Source organism: Novosphingobium sp. DS6-6 (genome assembly GCF_057784975.1).
In genome coordinates this window covers 48818-65046 of record NZ_JBYNTS010000013.1, presented here as the reverse complement: position 1 = coordinate 65046, position 16229 = coordinate 48818, and the positions used below count along the sequence as shown (strand labels likewise).

Below are 16229 nucleotides of genomic sequence, written 5' to 3'. Positions count from 1 at the left end.
TTGCGTCGATCTTGCCGCTGCTGCCTTTGCGGGCGCCTACAATAGCCACGTCGACCACGTTCGAACGATTGGAATTCCCGGGGAATTCCCGGGGAATTCTGGGGACAGTATACCTAATTGACGCCCGCAGGGGAGATCGCGCGCTCTACATTGCGCTGCTGCTCGCAAGGGATGTGCCGCCGCAGGTTCGGTGCCTCGCCTGGTGCCTGATAGACAACCACGCCCACCTGATCCTCGTGCCCGTCGATGCCGACGGCCCGCTTTCGCTCTGACGGTTGGTCGCGCCTTATGCGGTGCCGGTCTGCGCAAGGCCCGGGCATCAGGATGAGGATTTCTGCGGCAACGTGACGCAAGGGTTCGGCGTGGCGCTGGGCACCAGGCCATAGTCGTACGTCTCGCTGGCTTTCCAGGTGTGGCCGCAAAGGCAATTGGTGCATTGATAATAGATCTCCCGGTACGTTTCGGTAACCGGCCGGCTGGAACGGCGCTGGCCGGGGGCATGACAGTGGGGGCAACTGAGGCCGCCATTGCGGCTGCGGGATTTGACGCGGGAACCCATGAACGACTCCAAATATATTGATTTATCTATAATAGCACAATCTATTGATTGGGCAATAGACAAATGCATTGATTTGGTATAGTTAAATCTATATATGGGCATCATGACATTGGGTGATCGCATTTCCGCACGCATCCGCGCGCTGGGCCTTTCGCAAGCCGAACTGGCGCGGCGCGTCGGCATTTCCCAGCCCAGCGTGAACCACCTCATCCGCAAGGGGGCGCAAGGGTCTCGCCATCTGCACGCCATTGCCCGCGCTCTGGAAACGAGCGTGGAGTATCTTGTCGGTGAAACCGACGATCCCGTTGCCGATGGCCCCAAAGTGCCTTCGCTTGCGGTGGTGGCCGATGCCATGGGCCTGGTGCCGGTGCGCGAAGTGGATCTCGCCATCGGGCTCGGCGCAGCCTATCTCGATCAGGCGATTGCCGACGTGCAGCGCATGTTCCCGCGCGAATGGCTGGATCTCTATACCCGCGCTCCGGCCGAAAGCCTGATCATCGCCCGCGGGTCGGGCGACAGCATGATTCCTACGATTCTCGACAACGATTTGCTGCTGATCGATACTACACAGACCGTGCCACGCCTGGCCGACCAGGTCTGGGCGGTCAGTTATTGCGGGCTGGGTTGCGTCAAGCGGTTGCGGCCGGGCAAGAACGGCGGATGGCTGCTGATGGCCGACAATCCCGCCATAACGCCGATATCGGCCTATGACAGCGAATTGCACGTGCTGGGGCGGGTCGTGGCCTATTTCCGCAAGATGTAGCGCATTGCGGCGCGCGCCAGGCGGGGAAAACCCGCGAGAGCGAGCACCATGGCAATGAGCGGAGCAGCCGTCGGCACGGTGTCGTGCTGCACGGCCATCATCGTTGCCAGCGTGGCAAAGGCGGGCAGGGCCAGGCATTCGCGCCAGACGAGCCATGGCCCGCGGTCGGGGCACAGACGGATGGCGATCCGCGCCACGACGATCGTGGCGGCGGCAGCCAGGCTGACCAGCCAATAGGGCCAGAACGCGGCGGGGAGGGGAATCATGGCGCGGTTCCTTTGCGTTGACCCCGCTATGACAGCGCAATCGGCGGCCCCACGCGAGTGGGCGACGTTGTGAAAAAGCCCGTTACAACAAGGTGATCGCCTGGCTCGGCATGGCACTTGTCGATCTTTGTCGGCGCTTGGCAGGGCAATATGCGTCCCGCGCTTGCCCCCGGGCGTGGCAAGGCCTAGATCAGGCCGATGCCTGGTGACATATTTGACAATCGCGGACGCGGCCATGCCGGTTGGTCCTGGCCCCCCATCCATCCCGAAGGACGCAAATTCGGCGCGATCGCCGCGGCGGTCGCACTCGCCGGTGCCGTGCTGGGCGGCAGCATCGTGGCTTGGCCGTTGCTGTTCCTCACAGTGGGCGTACTGGCCTTTTTCCGCGATCCCGTGCGCGTGACCCCGCGCGACGACCGGTTCGTGATGGCACCGGCCGACGGGCTGATCACGCTGATCCAGAAAGTGCCGCCGCCGCGCGAGCTTTCGGCCGACGACGGCAGCGGCCTGCCGGCCATGGACCCGGAACCGGTCACCCGCGTCTCGATTTTCATGTCGGTGTTCGACGTCCATGTGAATAGGTCGCCGATTGGCGGCACGATCCGCCGCGTCGTCTACATTCCAGGCAAGTTCCTCAATGCCGATCTTGACAAGGCGAGCGAGGACAACGAGCGCCAGCATTTCCTGATCGAACGCAGCGACGGGGTCAAACTCGGTTTCACCCAGATCGCGGGTCTCGTGGCGCGCCGCATCGTGCCTTTCGTCAAGACCGGGGATATCGTGGCCGTGGGCCAGCGCGTCGGGCTCATCCGCTTCGGCAGCCGCGTCGATGTCTATCTCCCCGCGGGCACAGAGCCCAAAGTGCTGATCGGCCAGCGCGTGGTGGCCGGCGAAACGATTCTTGCGGAACTCGGCCACGCGCCGTTGATCGAGGGCGTCAGCCAGTGACTCCCGCAGGGGCGTATGAGAGGGCGGAGGACGAGGTTTCTTCAGGAGAAGATTTCGGGCGCCGTCGTCTTTCGCGCGGGCTGACCCTGCGTGCCCTGGTGCCCAATGCCATCACGTCTGCCGCGCTGTGCTGCGGGTTGACAGGCATCCGCTTCGCCATCGGCGGCGATTTTCGCGGTGCCGTGCTTGCAGTGATCCTGGCGGGCATGCTCGACGGTATCGACGGCCGGGTGGCCCGGCTGATGAAAGCGCAATCCCGCTTCGGTGCGGAACTCGACAGTCTTTCCGATGCCATTTCCTTTGGCGTGGCGCCGGCACTGATCCTCTATCTCTGGTCGCTGCAGCAAATGCCGCGGTTCGGCTGGTTTGCGGCGCTGGCGCTGGCGGTTTGCTGCGCTCTGCGCCTTGCCCGCTTCAACGCGCGGATCGACATGCAGGACCAGCCGCACAAATCGGCCGGTTTCCTCACCGGGGTGCCCGCGCCCGCCGGAGCCGGCCTTTCGTTTCTGCCGCTCTACCTGTGGATCGCCAGCGGGTGGAACGAACTGCGCCATCCGGTATTCGTGGCCATCTGGGCCACGCTGATCGCGTTCATGATGATTTCGAATCTGGCCACGCCGGGGTGGTCGTCGTTCCGCCCGCGCAAGACTATCCGCCTGGAACTGATTGCGCTGACCGGCCTGGTCTTCGCGGCGCTTTTGACCGAACCCTGGCTTACGCTGGTGGGTCTTTGCGCCGTTTACCTCACCATGATCCCGGTGGGCATAGTGCGTTATGCCCGCCTCAGGCGGCAGCGCGATGCGAGCCCGTCGTAACCAGCCCATTGGCGCTCGCGACAATCCGCAACGCAGGGCGGCGCATGGCCGGCAGGGCGGGGCGCAACGCCGCTGCCGGTTCGCCCGGAGCGGCCTCGTGCAGCGGGCGTTCCGCCAGTTGCATCAGAAATGCGCGATCCGTTTCCAGCGCGTCGGCTTGTTCCAGCGTGCGCGCATCGACCAGAAGCTGCCGGATGGCGCCCGATTGGCCGCGCCAGGTGACCGCAACGGCAAGCAGGGCTGCAACGCCAGCACCGGCAATGACAAGCGAAGCGAGAAGGGCGAGCATGGGCAAAGCCTTTCGGACAAAGAGCGAGTGGCGGGCGAGCAGCCATCCTTGACCGGCGCTTGACAGCAAGCGCCTGTCCTGTGGATAACCAGATCGCTCTTGCGCGGTTCCGTTTGGTTGTCTTGACGGGAACAATGTTCCACTTTTGTTCCGTTACGTCAACAGGAAATTCATACACCTGGATTTTCTCACTAAGTATCTGTACTTAGATCGAAAATGGTGAGATCGCGTCCGCCGCCCTTTCGCTGCCGCGACAAATTCCTTGCGACAAATGGTGTTTCGCTCGCGCCAAATGGCTTGTTGCCAACGAATCATGGTTAAGGGGAAATCCGGTGGCATTGGTGCCAATCGCACGCTAAGGGGCAACGCATCCCGGCGATGATTCGCGGCAAGCCGCCGTGGTCGTGACAGCCGGGAAGTCCACATGGGGCGCGCACATACCGGTGCCAGTTGCGGGTTTCCGCTCGGTTCCTGCGCCTCAGAGGTTGAACCGGAAGGAAAAGACCATGGCGGCTCCTGTCGTCACCATGCAGCAATTGATCGAGGCCGGCGCACATTTCGGCCACCAGACCCACCGCTGGAATCCGCGGATGAAGCCGTATATCTTCGGCGCCCGCAACGGCATCCACATTCTCGATCTGTCGCAGACCGTGCCGCTGATGGCGCGGGCGCTGGAATTCATTTCGGCCACCGTCCAGGCGGGCGGCAAGGTGCTGTTTGTCGGCACCAAGCGCCAGGCGCAGGAACCGATCGCCCAGGCGGCCCGGGCTTCGGGCCAGCATTTCGTCAACCATCGCTGGCTGGGCGGCATGCTCACCAACTGGAAGACCATCTCGGGCTCGATCAAGCGTTTCAAAGCACTGGAAGAACAGCTTTCGGGTGACACGACCGGCCTTACCAAGAAGGAAGTGCTCCAGCTTACGCGCGAACGCGACAAGTTCGAACTGTCGCTCGGCGGCATCCGCGATATGGGCGGCATCCCCGACGTGATGTTCGTGATCGACGCCAACAAGGAAGAGCTGGCGATCAAGGAAGCCAACGTTCTGGGCATCCCGGTCGTGGCCATCCTCGATTCGAACGTTTCGCCCGAGGGCATCGCGTTCCCCATTCCCGCCAATGACGACGCCAGCCGCGCCATCCGCCTCTATTGCGAGGCCGTGGCGGCCGCTGCCACCAGGGGCGGCCGTGACGCTGCCTATGCCGCGGGCGTGGACATGGGCGCACTGGATGAACCGGTTGCGGAAGAAGCCGTCGAAGGCTGAGCTTGCGCACCGGCATGAAGGGGGCGGCGCCGTGCGAGGCGCCGTCACCGAATTGTCCCGTTTCATGAAGTAGGGCCGCGGCGCGTGCAGCCGCGGCCGCACCGTTTCAGACAAAGGACCAACGCCATGGCTTACACCGCCGCTGACGTGAAGAACCTGCGCGAGCGCACCGGCGCCGGCATGATGGATTGCAAGAAGGCCCTCGACGAAACCGCTGGCGATTTCGAAGCCGCGGTTGACGCGCTGCGGGCCAAGGGTCTGGCCGCCGCCGCCAAGAAATCCAGCCGCACCGCTGCCGAAGGGCTGGTTGGCGTGGCCGTTTCCGGCACCAGGGGCGTGGCTGTCGAAGTCAATTCCGAAACCGATTTCGTCGCCAAGAACGACCAGTTTCAGGATTTCGTGCGCAAGGCCACCGAAGTGGCGCTGGCGACCGGCGCGGCTGACGTCGAAGCGCTCAGGACCGCAGCCTATCCCGACGGTGGAACGGTGGCTGACAAGCTGACCAACAACGTCGCCACGATCGGCGAAAACCAGCAGCTGCGCCGGATCAAGCACGTTGCCGTATCGAACGGCATTGTCGTCCCCTACATGCACAACGCCGCGGCCGCCAACCTGGGCAAGATCGGCGTGCTGGTGGCGCTGGAATCCGAAGCGGGCGCCGATGTGCTGGAACCGCTGGGCAAGCAGATCGCGATGCACATCGCCGCGGCATTCCCCCTGGCCCTGAATGCTGAAGATCTGGATCCCGAACTGATCGCCCGCGAGCGCAAGATCGCGGCCGAAAAGGCGGCCGAAAGCGGCAAGCCCGCCGAAGTGCAGGCCAAGATGGTCGATGGCGCCGTCGCCAAGTATGCCAAGGAAAACGCGCTGCTTTCGCAGGTGTTCGTGATGGACAACAAGACTCCGGTCGCCCAGGTCGTCGAAGCGGCGGGCAAGGCTGCCGGCACCAGGATCGCGCTGGTCGATTATGTCCGTTTCCAGCTGGGTGAAGGTATCGAGAAGGAAGAGACCGACTTCGCCGCCGAAGTCGCGGCCGCGGCCGGCATCAAGTAAGCCCCGCTTTCCTGCGTCCCCGCGCAACCGGGGCCTGGCCTTGCCCCCGGGGCAAGCGACCGGGCTCCTGTTGCTGCGGGGACGTTTGCATTGGCGAAAACCGCGCGCGGCCCTTGGCACGGCCGATGCGCTGCGTATAAGGGCGCGAACCGGGGCGGCAGGGGCTTGCCGGTCGCGCCGTCGTCCGCCAACCGCTCCGATCCTCTAGCTGCGAGATCCGAAGGACCCATGACCAGCTCGGCAAAGTTCAAGCGCATCCTGCTCAAGCTTTCGGGCGAAGTCCTCATGGGCAACCAGCAGTTCGGGATCGACACCGATTTCGTCGCCGCGCTGGCTGCCGAAGTGAAGGCGGCCAAGGACACGGGCCTTGAAATCTGCCTGGTGATCGGCGGGGGCAATATCTTTCGCGGGATGGCGGGGGCGGCCAAAGGCATGGACCGCGCGCAGGCCGATTACATGGGCATGCTGGCAACGGTCATGAACGCGCTGGCCATGCAGTCTGCGCTGGAAAAGCTGGGTGTCGATACCCGGGTGCAGTCTGCGGTGCAGATGGACCAGGTGTGCGAGCCGGTGATCCGCCGCCGCGCGGAGCGGCACCTGGCCAAGGGCCGGGTGGTGATCTTTGCCGCTGGCGTGGGTGCGCCTTATTTCACCACCGATTCCGGCGCGGCCCTGCGCGCGGCGGAAATGCAGTGCGATGCGCTGTTCAAGGGCACCAGCGTGGATGGCGTCTATGATGCCGATCCCAAGAAGAACCCGGCGGCAAGGCGCTTCGACACCATCGACTATGACACGGTGCTGGCGCATAATCTTCAGGTCATGGACGCGTCGGCCGTTGCCCTGTGCCGCGACAACAACATTCCCATCGTCGTGTTCTCGATCCGCGAACAGGGCAACCTTGCCCGCGTGCTGGCCGGAACGGGCACGCAGACCATCGTTCGGAAGGAAGCCTGATCCATGGCAAAATATGACAAGGGCGATCTGGAACGCCGCATGAAAGGGGCGCTCGAGTCGCTCAAGGGCGATCTTGCGGGCCTGCGCACGGGCCGCGCCAATACCGCGCTGCTCGATCCCATCACCGTCGAGGTCTATGGCAGCCATATGCCGCTCAATCAGGTGGCCACCGTTTCCGCGCCCGAGCCGCGCCTGCTGTCGGTGCAGGTGTGGGACAGGTCGAACGTCGGCTCGGTCGAAAAGGCGATCCGCTCGGCAGGACTTGGCCTCAACCCCATCAACGATGGCAACAGTCTGCGCCTGCCTATCCCCGATCTGACCGAGGACCGGCGCAAGGAACTGGCCAAACTGGCGAGCAAGTATGCCGAAGGCGCGCGCATTGCGGTGCGCAACGTGCGCCGCGACGGCATGGAAGCCCTGAAAGCCGACGAGGCCAAGAAGGAAATTTCGGAAGACGAGCGCAAGCGTCTCGAGGCTGAAGTCCAGAAGCTGACCGACGAGATGATCAAGGCGGTGGACGATGCCGCCGCGCAAAAGGAAAAGGAAATCCTGGGCAAGTGAGCGCCGCCCCGGTTCCCGCAACGCAAGCCTGCGACGGGGGCGGCGCGACGCCCCTGGCCCGTCATGTGGCCATCATCATGGATGGCAACGGGCGCTGGGCGAAAAGCCGGTTCTTGCCGCGCGCCCTGGGTCATAAGCGGGGGGTCGAAGCGGTGCGTGCCACCGTGCGCGCGGCCGGCGATCTCGGTCTCGAAGCGCTTACGCTCTATGCGTTCAGTTGCGAAAACTGGCGGCGCCCGGCCGAGGAAATCTCAGACCTCATGGGGCTTTTGCGCACGTTCATCCGCAGCGATATCGACGAGCTCGATGACAATGGCGTGCGTCTCAAAGTCATCGGCGAATACCGCGCGCTGGCGGCCGATCTGGTGGAACTGATCAACGATGCCGTGGCGCGCACGGCCGACAACCGCCGGCTGACGCTGGCGATCGCGCTCAATTACGGTTCGCAGCAGGAAATCGCCCGCGCCGCCGCGCGCGCCGCGATCAAGGGAGAGATCACGCCCGAAACCATCGCGGCAGAACTCGACACCGCGGATCTCCCGCCGCTCGATCTACTGATCCGCACGTCGGGCGAAGTGCGCCTGTCGAATTTCCTGCTGTGGCAGGCGGCCTATGCCGAAATGGTCTTCACCCCCGTGCTGTGGCCCGATTTCACGCCCGATCATCTGCGTGCGGCCTTGGGCGAATTTGCCGAGCGGGAGCGGCGCTTTGGCGGCCGTTGACCCATCCGGTGCACCAGCACCCGGCCTGACGCCACCCCGGGCCCGGCGGTCCGACCTGCCGGTTCGCCTGGCTTCGGCCATGGTCATGCTGGCCGTGGCGGGTCTGGCGGTGTGGCGGGGCGGGGTGGCGCTCGATGCGTTCATCGCGCTGGTCGCCCTGGTGGTCTTTGCCGAATACCTGCGCCTCGCCGCCCGGATCGCGCCCGATCCGATGCGCATGGCAGCCGCCGCGATCACCGGCGCGGTCTATATCGGCTGGGCTGCGCTTGCCCTGATCGTGATGCCCACGCCTTTGCTTGTCGCGGTGATCGGCGTGGTCGTCTGCACCGATACCGGCGCCTATTTCACCGGCCGGGCACTGGGCGGGCCACGGATCGCGCCACGTATCAGCCCGTCGAAAACCTGGGCCGGGCTGGCGGGCGGCATGGCGGCGGCCGGGCTGTGGACGGGTTTGTTCACCCTGGGCAGCGCCTGGATGATCAGCGCCATCGGCCCGACCGGCGCCAGCCTGGCCGAAGCGTTGCACATCGCCAACCTGGGGGTTGCGACTCTGGCCGGCGCCGGGCTGGCCGTGGCCGCGCAAGCGGGCGATTTCTATGAATCGTGGCTCAAGCGGCGTGCCGGGGTGAAAGATTCCTCACGCCTCATTCCCGGCCACGGCGGCTTTTTCGATCGTGTCGACGGACTGGTGCCGGTCGCGATCATCGTCGGCACGGCCTGGGCCATGGGCGCACCTGCATGACGCACGGCACGAACGGCCCCCGTTCGCTTACCGTGCTGGGCGCCACCGGCTCCATCGGCGCGTCGACGCTCGATCTGGTGCGACGCAATCCTGCCGCGTTCCGGGTTGAAGCGCTGACGGCCTATTCCCAGGTTACCGAACTGGCCGCGCTGGCACGGGAATTTTCGGCCAGGCTGGCGGTTATTGCCGATCCCGGAAAGCTGCCCGATCTGCGCGCGGCTCTGGCCGGATCGGGCGTCGAAGCCGCGGCGGGTCCCGCCGCGCTGGTCGAGGCCGCCGCGCGCGGCGCCGATATCACCATTGCCGCGATCGTCGGCTGCGCGGGCCTGGAGCCGACCATGGCTGCCATCGAATGCGGCCGGATCGTGGCGCTGGCCAACAAGGAAGCGCTGGTATCCGCGGGCGCGGTGATGACTGCGGCAGTCGCGCGCAGCGGGGCTACGCTGTTGCCGGTCGATTCGGAACACAATGCGATTTTCCAGTGCCTGGCCGGCAACGCATCCGAGCATGTGCGGATGATCACGCTCACGGCCAGCGGCGGCCCGTTCCGCGATTGGGCGGCCGATCGCCTGGCACACGCCACCCCGGCCCAGGCGGTAAAGCATCCGAACTGGGCCATGGGCGCCAAGATCAGCGTGGATTCGGCCACCATGATGAACAAGGGCCTCGAATTCATCGAGGCGTTTCATCTCTTCCCCGTGGGCGTCGAACGGCTGCGCATTCTGGTCCATCCGCAGTCGATCGTTCACTCGATGGTCGAATACCGCGACGGCTCCACGCTGGCCCAGCTCGGCCCCTCGGACATGCGCGTGCCGATCGCGTCATGCCTGGCCTGGCCCGCGCGGATGGACACGCCTTGCACTCCGCTCGATCTGGCCGAAATCGGGGAACTGACGTTTCGCAAGCCCGACGAGGCACGCTTTCCCGCAACGCGCCTGGCGCGCGAGGCGGTGCTTGCCGGCGGCGCGGCACCCGCCGTGCTCAACGCCGCCAACGAAATTGCCGTGGCGGCGTTTCTTGCCGGTAAGATCGGGTTCACCCGGATCGTGGCATGCGTCGAAGCCGTGCTGGCGCGTGGCGTGCCGCCGCCACCTGCCTGTCTGGCCGATGTGATTGCGGTTGACCACGAAGCCCGCCTGCGCACACATGCGTGCATGGAGCCCGTTCGTTGATTCAGACCCCCGGCATTCTCATCAGTTTCCTGGCGTTCGTGCTGGTTCTCGGGCCGCTCGTCTTCCTTCACGAACTGGGTCACTATCTCGTCGGCCGCTGGTGCGGGGTAAAGGCCGACGTCTTTTCGATCGGCTTCGGCCGCGAACTGATCGGGTGGACCGACAAGCGCGGCACCCGCTGGAAACTCTCGCTGCTGCCGCTGGGTGGCTACGTCCAGTTCGCCGGCGATATGAGCCCGACGAGCAAACCCACGGCCGAATGGCTGGCGCTGCCCGCGCAGGAGCGCAATCGCACGTTCCAGGCCAAGGCGCTGTGGCAGCGTGCGCTGATCGTGCTGGCCGGACCGGTTACCAATCTTCTGGTGGCGCTGGCCATCCTTTCGGGCTTCACCCTGGCCTATGGCAAGCTGGTGGTGCCGCCGGTCGTGGGCGTGGTGCAGCCCGGTTCCGTGGCGGAAAAGGCCGGGATCCGCGTCGGCGATCGCATCGTCGCGATGCGCGGCGGGGCCGTCGATACGTTTCTGGACGTCAAGATGACCGTGGCCCAGCATCCGGGCGAACCGCTCGACATGGTGGTCGAACGCGGTGGTGCGCGTCAGGCCTTGCCGGTCGTGGCGGCAACCCGCGCCGATGCCGACCGGTTCGGCAATGTGCAGAAAATCGGCTTCATCGGCATCGGCCCTGCCAGTATCGAGGTGGTGCGGGTCGGCCCGCTGGCGGCGCTTGCCGACGGCGCGCGGCAGATGCGCGGCATCGTCGACACCATGGTGACCGGCATTGCCCAGATCGTGACCGGCCGGCGCGAGATCAAGGAACTGGGCGGGCCGATCAAGATCGCCAAGTTTTCCGGCGAACAGCTCGTTTCGGGCTGGCAACCGTTCGTGTTCTTCGTGGCGCTTATCTCGATTAATCTGGGATTCATCAATCTCTTGCCAATTCCGGTGCTCGACGGAGGGCATCTGGCCTTCTACCTGGCAGAGGCGGTGCGCCGTCGGCCGGTCAGTGCGCGCGGCCAGGAATGGGCGTTTCGCACCGGGCTCGCTCTGGTGGTGGCGCTGATGCTGATCGTCACGGTCAACGATGTCGCTTCGCTCGATCTGTTCGGCGCGCACGGCTTGTTTGGAGCAAAGGTTTTCGGCGGTTGACCCGCCAGGTCCGCGTCGTGGGCGCGCGGGTGATCGGGATGAGGCGCCATCCGGCAAGGGCGGGGCCGGGGCCATGGCCGCACGGCGCACTATTTTCCACATTATGCGGGGGGAATGCGGTGCCTTGCGCCATGCTTGCTTGATTGGCACGGCGGCATGAGGCACAGGGCTGCGATGCCGGAATCCGGCAACCGTCGCTTGAGGCGGAACATGACGATTTCAGACGGGATGGCGCTTGGTGATGAATGAACGGTACGCGAGCCTGACCGCCCCCGCTTCCATGCGGGCATCGGTCCCGGCGACGGCGCGGGTTTCTACTCTCGCGGTGGCGCTGCTTGCCTCCACCACGCTCGCCCATCCCGCCTTCGCCCAGGTCGCGCCAGGGCAGCCCGCCGCGGCGCCGCCTACCGCCACCCCGGCCCCCGCTTCGGCCCCCGCTTCGGCCCCGGCTTCGGCAGCATCCGCCACCCCGCCGGCGCCCGTCGAACTCGTGCGCTCGATCACGATCGACGGGGCACAGCGCCTGGAGCCCGATACGATTCGGTCCTACATCCGTCTGCGCGAAGGCGATCGCTATACCCAGGCCGCCGCCGACCAGGTGCTGAAAGACCTGTTCGCCACCGAGCTTTTCGCCGATGTCCAAGTCCGCAACAATGCCGGCGCGGTGACGATCCAGGTCAAGGAAAACCCGGTCGTCAACCGCATCATTCTGGAAGGCAACAAGCGGCTCAAGGAAGACAAGATCCTACCCGAGATCAAGCTTGCGGCCCGGCAGATCTTCACGCGATCCAAAGTGCGCGCCGACGTGTCGCGCATTATCGAACTGTACAAGCGCCAGGGCCGATTCGCGGCGTCGGTCGAGCCCAAGATGGTCCTGCTCGATCAGAACCGCGTCGATATCGTGTTCGAGATCAGCGAAGGGCCGAAGTCCAAGGTTCGCCAGATCAACATCATCGGCAACCAGCAGTTTTCCGATACCGTGCTGCGCACCGAAATGGTAACCAAGCAATCGCGCGCTTTTCGCGTGTTCTCGTCGGGCACCAGCTATGACCCTGACCGGCTGGCGTTCGACCAGCAGAAGCTGCGCCAGTTTTATCTTACCAAGGGCTATGCCGATTTCCGCGTGGTTTCGGCCGTGGCCGAACTGACGCCGGACAAGAAGGACTTCATCATCACCTACGTGGTGGAAGAAGGGAAGCGGTACAAGTTCGGCGACATCAAAGTGGACAGCCAGCTGCGCGAGATCGACGGCGACAGCCTCGTCAAGAAGCTGTCGATGAAGCCGGGTGACTGGTACAACGCCAAGCTGGTCGAAGATACGGTCGACAGCCTGAGCGAGACCGCAGGCAGCCTTGGCTATGCCTTTGCCAACGTGCAGCCCGATTTCGCGCGCAGCAAAGACGAACTGACCATGGGCATCAACTTCCGCATCGCGGAAGCGCCGCGCGTCTATGTCGAGCGGGTCGAAGTCAACGGCAACACCCTGACCCAGGACAAGGTCATTCGCCGCGAGTTCCGCCTGGCCGAAGGCGACGCATTCAACTCCTATCAGATCAAGCGCTCGTCCAACCGCATCAAGTCGCTCGGCTATTTCCAGGAAAAGTTCGAGGTCGAGCAGAAGCCGGGCACCACGCCCGATCGCATTGCGCTGGAAGCCAACGTGGAGGAAAAGCCCACCGGGCAGTTGCAGCTTTCGGCCGGCTTTTCCAGCCTCGAAAGCTTCATTTTCCAGGCCTCAATCCGGCAGGACAATTTTCGCGGCCGCGGGCAGACGATCGGCCTCTCGGTCGATTATTCGCGCTATACCCGCAGCGTCCAGGTCAGCTTTACCGAACCCTATCTGTTCGACCGCAACATCTCGATGGGCGTCGATGTCTATCGGCGCGATTTCAACAGCTTCAACTATCTCAACAACAACCGCAACACGACCTACAAGCAGATCACCACCGGCTTCCAGATCCGCGCCGGCGTGCCGCTCACCGAATATATGTCGCTGATCGGCCGCTACACGTTCAACATCGACGACGTGACGCTGGACCGGGATACCTATTACCTCAACGACGAGTGCAGCCCGCTGCTTGCCGGCCGCTATCTGTGCGATGCCATCGGCAACCGCACCAGCTCCATCCTCGGGGCCTCGCTGGTCTATGATGCGCTCGACAACCGTCTGCGTCCGACGAAAGGCACGTCGTGGCTGCTCAGTTCCGATATTGCCGGCCTTGGCGGTTCGGTCAGGTTCGCGCGCATCACCGGCAATGCCGCGCATTACTGGCCGGTGGGCCGCGGTTTCGTGTTCAGCCTGCGTGCCGAAGGCGGGGCGATCCAGCCGCTTGCCAGCCGCTCCACCGATCCCTCCATCGACGATGTGCGCCTGACCGACCGTTTCTTCCTGGGTCAGCCGCAGATGCGCGGTTTCGACATTCGCGGCGTCGGTCCGCGCGTTCTGCGCAAGTATTACAGCCGCAATTCCAACGGCACGTTCGGGGCGATCACCACCGATCGCAATTCGTGGGCCGACGATGCGCTCGGCGGCCGTTACTACTATATCGGCCATGCCGAAATGGAGATCCCACTCGGCTCGGGCGCGCGCGAGCTGGGCCTGCGCCCGTCGATCTTCATGGATGCCGGCGCGGTGTGGGGCGTGCGCCGTCCCACCACCAGCGCGGGCGTGGTCCTGTACACCGACGCGATTACCGGCCGGATCACCACGTCGCCCAACGCGACCGATGGCACGACCAACAGCACGTATCAGAAGTACGACGAAGTCTTCGTCGGCAATTCGCCGCAGCCGCGCATTTCCATCGGCGTCGGCGTCAACTGGAACTCGCCTTTCGGCCCGTTCCGCATCGACTTCGCCAGAGTCTTGAAGAAGGTCGACGGCGACGACACCCAGCCCATCACTTTCAACGTGGGAACCCAGTTCTGATGAAACTCCGCATTGCCTCGGCCCTTATCGCGGGCCTGATGATTTCGGCCGCGCCTGCAGCCATGGCCCAGTCCCGCGCTGCCGCTCCGGCCGCTCCGTCTTCGGCGCCCGTCGCCAACGGCATCGCCTATGCCAATCCGCAGGCGATCGTCGGCTCGTCGTCGGCCTATCAGACCGCGATGCAGCAGCGCCCGGTCACCTACAAGGCCCAGCTCGATCAGGCCAAGACCCGCAGCGACCAGATCAACGCGCAACTCAAGCCGCTGGCCGACAAGTTCCAGGCCGATCAGAAGAATCCCAAGGCCGATCGCGGGGCGCTTCAGGCCCAGGTGGATCAAATCCAGCAGATCCAGGAAGACGGCAAGCGCGAGATCCAGCAAATCCTGGCCCCGCTGAACCTGGCCGAACAGTATGTGGTCGAACAGATCAGCGACAAGCTGGACGATGCCACCCAGCGCGCGATGGCCAAGCGCCGTGCGACGGTCGTGCTGGATGTGCAATCCGTGGTCAAGGGCGATCCGGCATCGAACATCAGCCAGGATATCCTGACCGAACTCAATGCCCTGATCCCCACTGCGCAACTGGTCCCGCCGGCCGGCTGGATGCCCCGCGCCCAGCGCGAGGCGATGGCGCAGCAGCAGGCCCAGCAGCAGCAGGCAGCCCCGGCCCAGGCAGGCGCAAGGCAGCCGGAAGGCCGCTGAGGCGAGGCTCGAGGGGGGAAGATGACCGAAGAAGCAGGGGCCGCCTCGGCCACGCCGCTATCGTTCGACGTGACCGGTGTGATGGCGGCCTTGCCGCATCGTTATCCGTTGCTGCTGGTCGATCGCGTTGTCGCGCTCGTGCCGGGCGAGCGCATCCACGCGATCAAGGCGGTGACCATGAACGAACAGTTCTTCCAGGGTCATTTCCCCGGCCGGCCGATCATGCCGGGTGTTCTCCAGATCGAAGCGCTGGCCCAGGCGGCCGGCGTTCTCGCGGTGGAGACGCTTGGCCTGGCCGGCACCGGCAAGCTCGTCTATTTTATGGCTATCGAGGAAGCCAAGTTCCGCACGCCGGTCGAGCCGGGATGCCTGCTCGATCTGCACGTGGTATTCACGCAGAAGCGTTCGCGGGTGTGCAAGTTCGCCGGCAAGGCCATGCTTGGCGACAGGATCGCCACCGAATGCAGCTTTACCGCGATGATCGCCGATAACTGATCACGGGCAGTTGATGACCGGGCGCGATCGCCGGCCGGCCAATGCCGGACTCGACAAGCGCCGCCCTTTGCATTAGGGGCGCCGCTTTCGAGGTTTCCCTACCGTTTCCCAGTTGCCGGTCGGAACCGGCAGCGTATCGGAGCAATCCCATGAAAGCCAACATCCACCCCGACTATCACTTCATCAAGGTGCAGATGACCGACGGCACCGTGTTCGAAACCCGCTCCACCTGGGGCAAGGAAGGCGACACGATGACGCTCGACATCGATCCCACGTCGCACCCGGCATGGACGGGCGGCAACCAGCGCCTGCTGGATCAGGGTGGCCGCGTGGCGCAGTTCAACAAGCGCTTCGGCGGGCTCACGCTCAAGAAGGGCTGAACGCTCGCTCGGCAGTGGCCGCCTGGCCATGTCGATGCTGCACGGAAGGGCGGCCCAGCCGCCCTTTTTCGTGTGCGCCGCCTTTTTCCGTGCGCTGTCTACAGGCACGTGCCATCGGGTGGTTGGCCCGGGCTTTTCGCTCCCCGGTGGCCTCAAAAAGTGGTCAGCCGTGCAAGTTTCCCCTTTTCAAGCGGGCAGGATTGTTGCAAGGGCAGCCACCCGCACGAAGCGCTTCGGGCGTGCCGTCGGGATGCGGAAAACCGGCCTCTGGCCGCCGCCGTGGCGATCGTAGCTCAGTTGGTTAGAGCGCCGGTTTGTGGTACCGGAGGTCGAGGGTTCGAACCCCTTCGGTCGCCCCATCTTTCCCCCGTAATCGTGTTCCAGGATTGTGGCCCGGGATTGTTTTCCGGCCAGGGCGGCCCGATCCCCGGATCGGGCGATGTCCCGCTGTTTCGCTTGCCCTTGTTCTGGCGCGA

General features: G+C 64.6%; 18 protein-coding genes and 1 tRNA gene. 16 read left to right on the top strand and 3 right to left on the bottom strand.

Annotated features, from left to right (window positions below):
- Positions 1-319: 319 nt before the first annotated feature.
- Complete coding sequence (locus tag AC3EDY_RS14160) at positions 320-559, bottom strand: Ogr/Delta-like zinc finger protein (protein WP_488573145.1); 240 nt, start codon at positions 557-559, stop codon at positions 320-322.
- Between the two features lie 103 nt (positions 560-662).
- Between AC3EDY_RS14160 and AC3EDY_RS14155 the strand changes: the two genes are divergently transcribed.
- Positions 663-1322: an XRE family transcriptional regulator gene (locus tag AC3EDY_RS14155; protein WP_488573144.1), complete on the top strand. Its 660-nt coding sequence runs from the start codon at positions 663-665 to the stop codon at positions 1320-1322.
- Here AC3EDY_RS14155 and AC3EDY_RS14150 read toward each other — a convergent pair.
- Positions 1304-1588: a hypothetical protein gene (locus AC3EDY_RS14150; RefSeq protein ID WP_488573143.1), complete on the bottom strand. Its 285-nt coding sequence runs from the start codon at positions 1586-1588 to the stop codon at positions 1304-1306. The two genes, AC3EDY_RS14155 and AC3EDY_RS14150, sit on opposite strands and share 19 nt — an antisense overlap.
- Positions 1589-1786: 198 nt before the next feature.
- Here AC3EDY_RS14150 and AC3EDY_RS14145 point away from each other — a divergent pair, with 198 nt between their 5' ends.
- Both AC3EDY_RS14145 and AC3EDY_RS14140 read left to right on the top strand, forming a co-directional pair.
- Positions 1787-2536, top strand: a complete 750-nt coding sequence (locus tag AC3EDY_RS14145; RefSeq protein WP_488573142.1) for a phosphatidylserine decarboxylase — start codon at positions 1787-1789, stop codon at positions 2534-2536.
- Positions 2533-3351, top strand: a complete 819-nt coding sequence (locus AC3EDY_RS14140) for a CDP-alcohol phosphatidyltransferase family protein (RefSeq protein WP_488573141.1) — start codon at positions 2533-2535, stop codon at positions 3349-3351. Before AC3EDY_RS14145 ends, AC3EDY_RS14140 begins: the two co-directional genes overlap by 4 nt.
- Here the strand turns inward: AC3EDY_RS14140 and AC3EDY_RS14135 are convergent.
- Positions 3320-3640: a hypothetical protein gene (locus AC3EDY_RS14135; protein WP_488573140.1), complete on the bottom strand. Its 321-nt coding sequence runs from the start codon at positions 3638-3640 to the stop codon at positions 3320-3322. The two genes, AC3EDY_RS14140 and AC3EDY_RS14135, sit on opposite strands and share 32 nt — an antisense overlap.
- Before the next feature lie 506 nt (positions 3641-4146).
- On the opposite strand from AC3EDY_RS14135, the gene rpsB reads away from it, so the two are divergent.
- From rpsB to AC3EDY_RS14070, 13 genes are all read left to right on the top strand, one after another.
- Positions 4147-4902, top strand: coding sequence for a 30S ribosomal protein S2 (rpsB, locus tag AC3EDY_RS14130; protein WP_488573139.1), 756 nt, complete (start codon positions 4147-4149; stop codon positions 4900-4902).
- A gap of 126 nt (positions 4903-5028) precedes the next feature.
- Positions 5029-5955, top strand: coding sequence for a translation elongation factor Ts (gene tsf / locus AC3EDY_RS14125; RefSeq protein WP_488573138.1), 927 nt, complete (start codon positions 5029-5031; stop codon positions 5953-5955).
- A 228-nt stretch (positions 5956-6183) separates the two neighbouring features.
- Positions 6184-6909: a UMP kinase gene (pyrH, locus tag AC3EDY_RS14120; protein WP_488573137.1), complete on the top strand. Its 726-nt coding sequence runs from the start codon at positions 6184-6186 to the stop codon at positions 6907-6909.
- Positions 6910-6912: 3 nt separating this feature from the next.
- Positions 6913-7470 carry a ribosome recycling factor gene (gene frr / locus AC3EDY_RS14115; protein WP_488573136.1) on the top strand — a complete coding sequence of 186 codons (558 nt, stop codon included), beginning with the start codon at positions 6913-6915 and terminating at the stop codon, positions 7468-7470.
- A gap of 77 nt (positions 7471-7547) precedes the next feature.
- Positions 7548-8192, top strand: coding sequence for a polyprenyl diphosphate synthase (gene uppS / locus AC3EDY_RS14110; protein ID WP_488573164.1), 645 nt, complete (start codon positions 7548-7550; stop codon positions 8190-8192).
- 79 nt (positions 8193-8271) lie between these two features.
- Entirely contained in the window at positions 8272-8934 is a 663-nt protein-coding gene (locus AC3EDY_RS14105) for a phosphatidate cytidylyltransferase (RefSeq protein ID WP_488573135.1), read from the top strand.
- On the top strand, positions 8931-10106 hold the full coding sequence (gene dxr / locus AC3EDY_RS14100; RefSeq protein ID WP_488573134.1) for a 1-deoxy-D-xylulose-5-phosphate reductoisomerase: 1176 nt from the start codon (positions 8931-8933) through the stop codon (positions 10104-10106). The genes AC3EDY_RS14105 and dxr overlap by 4 nt, the downstream gene beginning before the upstream one ends.
- Positions 10103-11251 carry an RIP metalloprotease RseP gene (gene rseP / locus AC3EDY_RS14095; RefSeq protein ID WP_488573133.1) on the top strand — a complete coding sequence of 383 codons (1149 nt, stop codon included), beginning with the start codon at positions 10103-10105 and terminating at the stop codon, positions 11249-11251. Before dxr ends, rseP begins: the two co-directional genes overlap by 4 nt.
- Positions 11252-11531: 280 nt before the next feature.
- Positions 11532-14177 (top strand): outer membrane protein assembly factor BamA, encoded by a 2646-nt coding sequence (bamA, locus tag AC3EDY_RS14090; RefSeq protein WP_488573132.1) that lies wholly within the window; start codon positions 11532-11534, stop codon positions 14175-14177.
- On the top strand, positions 14177-14878 hold the full coding sequence (locus AC3EDY_RS14085) for an OmpH family outer membrane protein (protein WP_488573131.1): 702 nt from the start codon (positions 14177-14179) through the stop codon (positions 14876-14878). The genes bamA and AC3EDY_RS14085 overlap by 1 nt, the downstream gene beginning before the upstream one ends.
- 21 nt (positions 14879-14899) lie before the next feature.
- Positions 14900-15373 (top strand): 3-hydroxyacyl-ACP dehydratase FabZ, encoded by a 474-nt coding sequence (fabZ, locus tag AC3EDY_RS14080; protein WP_488573130.1) that lies wholly within the window; start codon positions 14900-14902, stop codon positions 15371-15373.
- Between the two features lie 149 nt (positions 15374-15522).
- Complete coding sequence (rpmE, locus tag AC3EDY_RS14075; protein WP_488573129.1) at positions 15523-15753, top strand: 50S ribosomal protein L31; 231 nt, start codon at positions 15523-15525, stop codon at positions 15751-15753.
- 282 nt (positions 15754-16035) lie between these two features.
- Positions 16036-16112, top strand: a tRNA-His gene (locus tag AC3EDY_RS14070).
- The last annotated feature ends 117 nt before the right edge of the window (positions 16113-16229 follow it).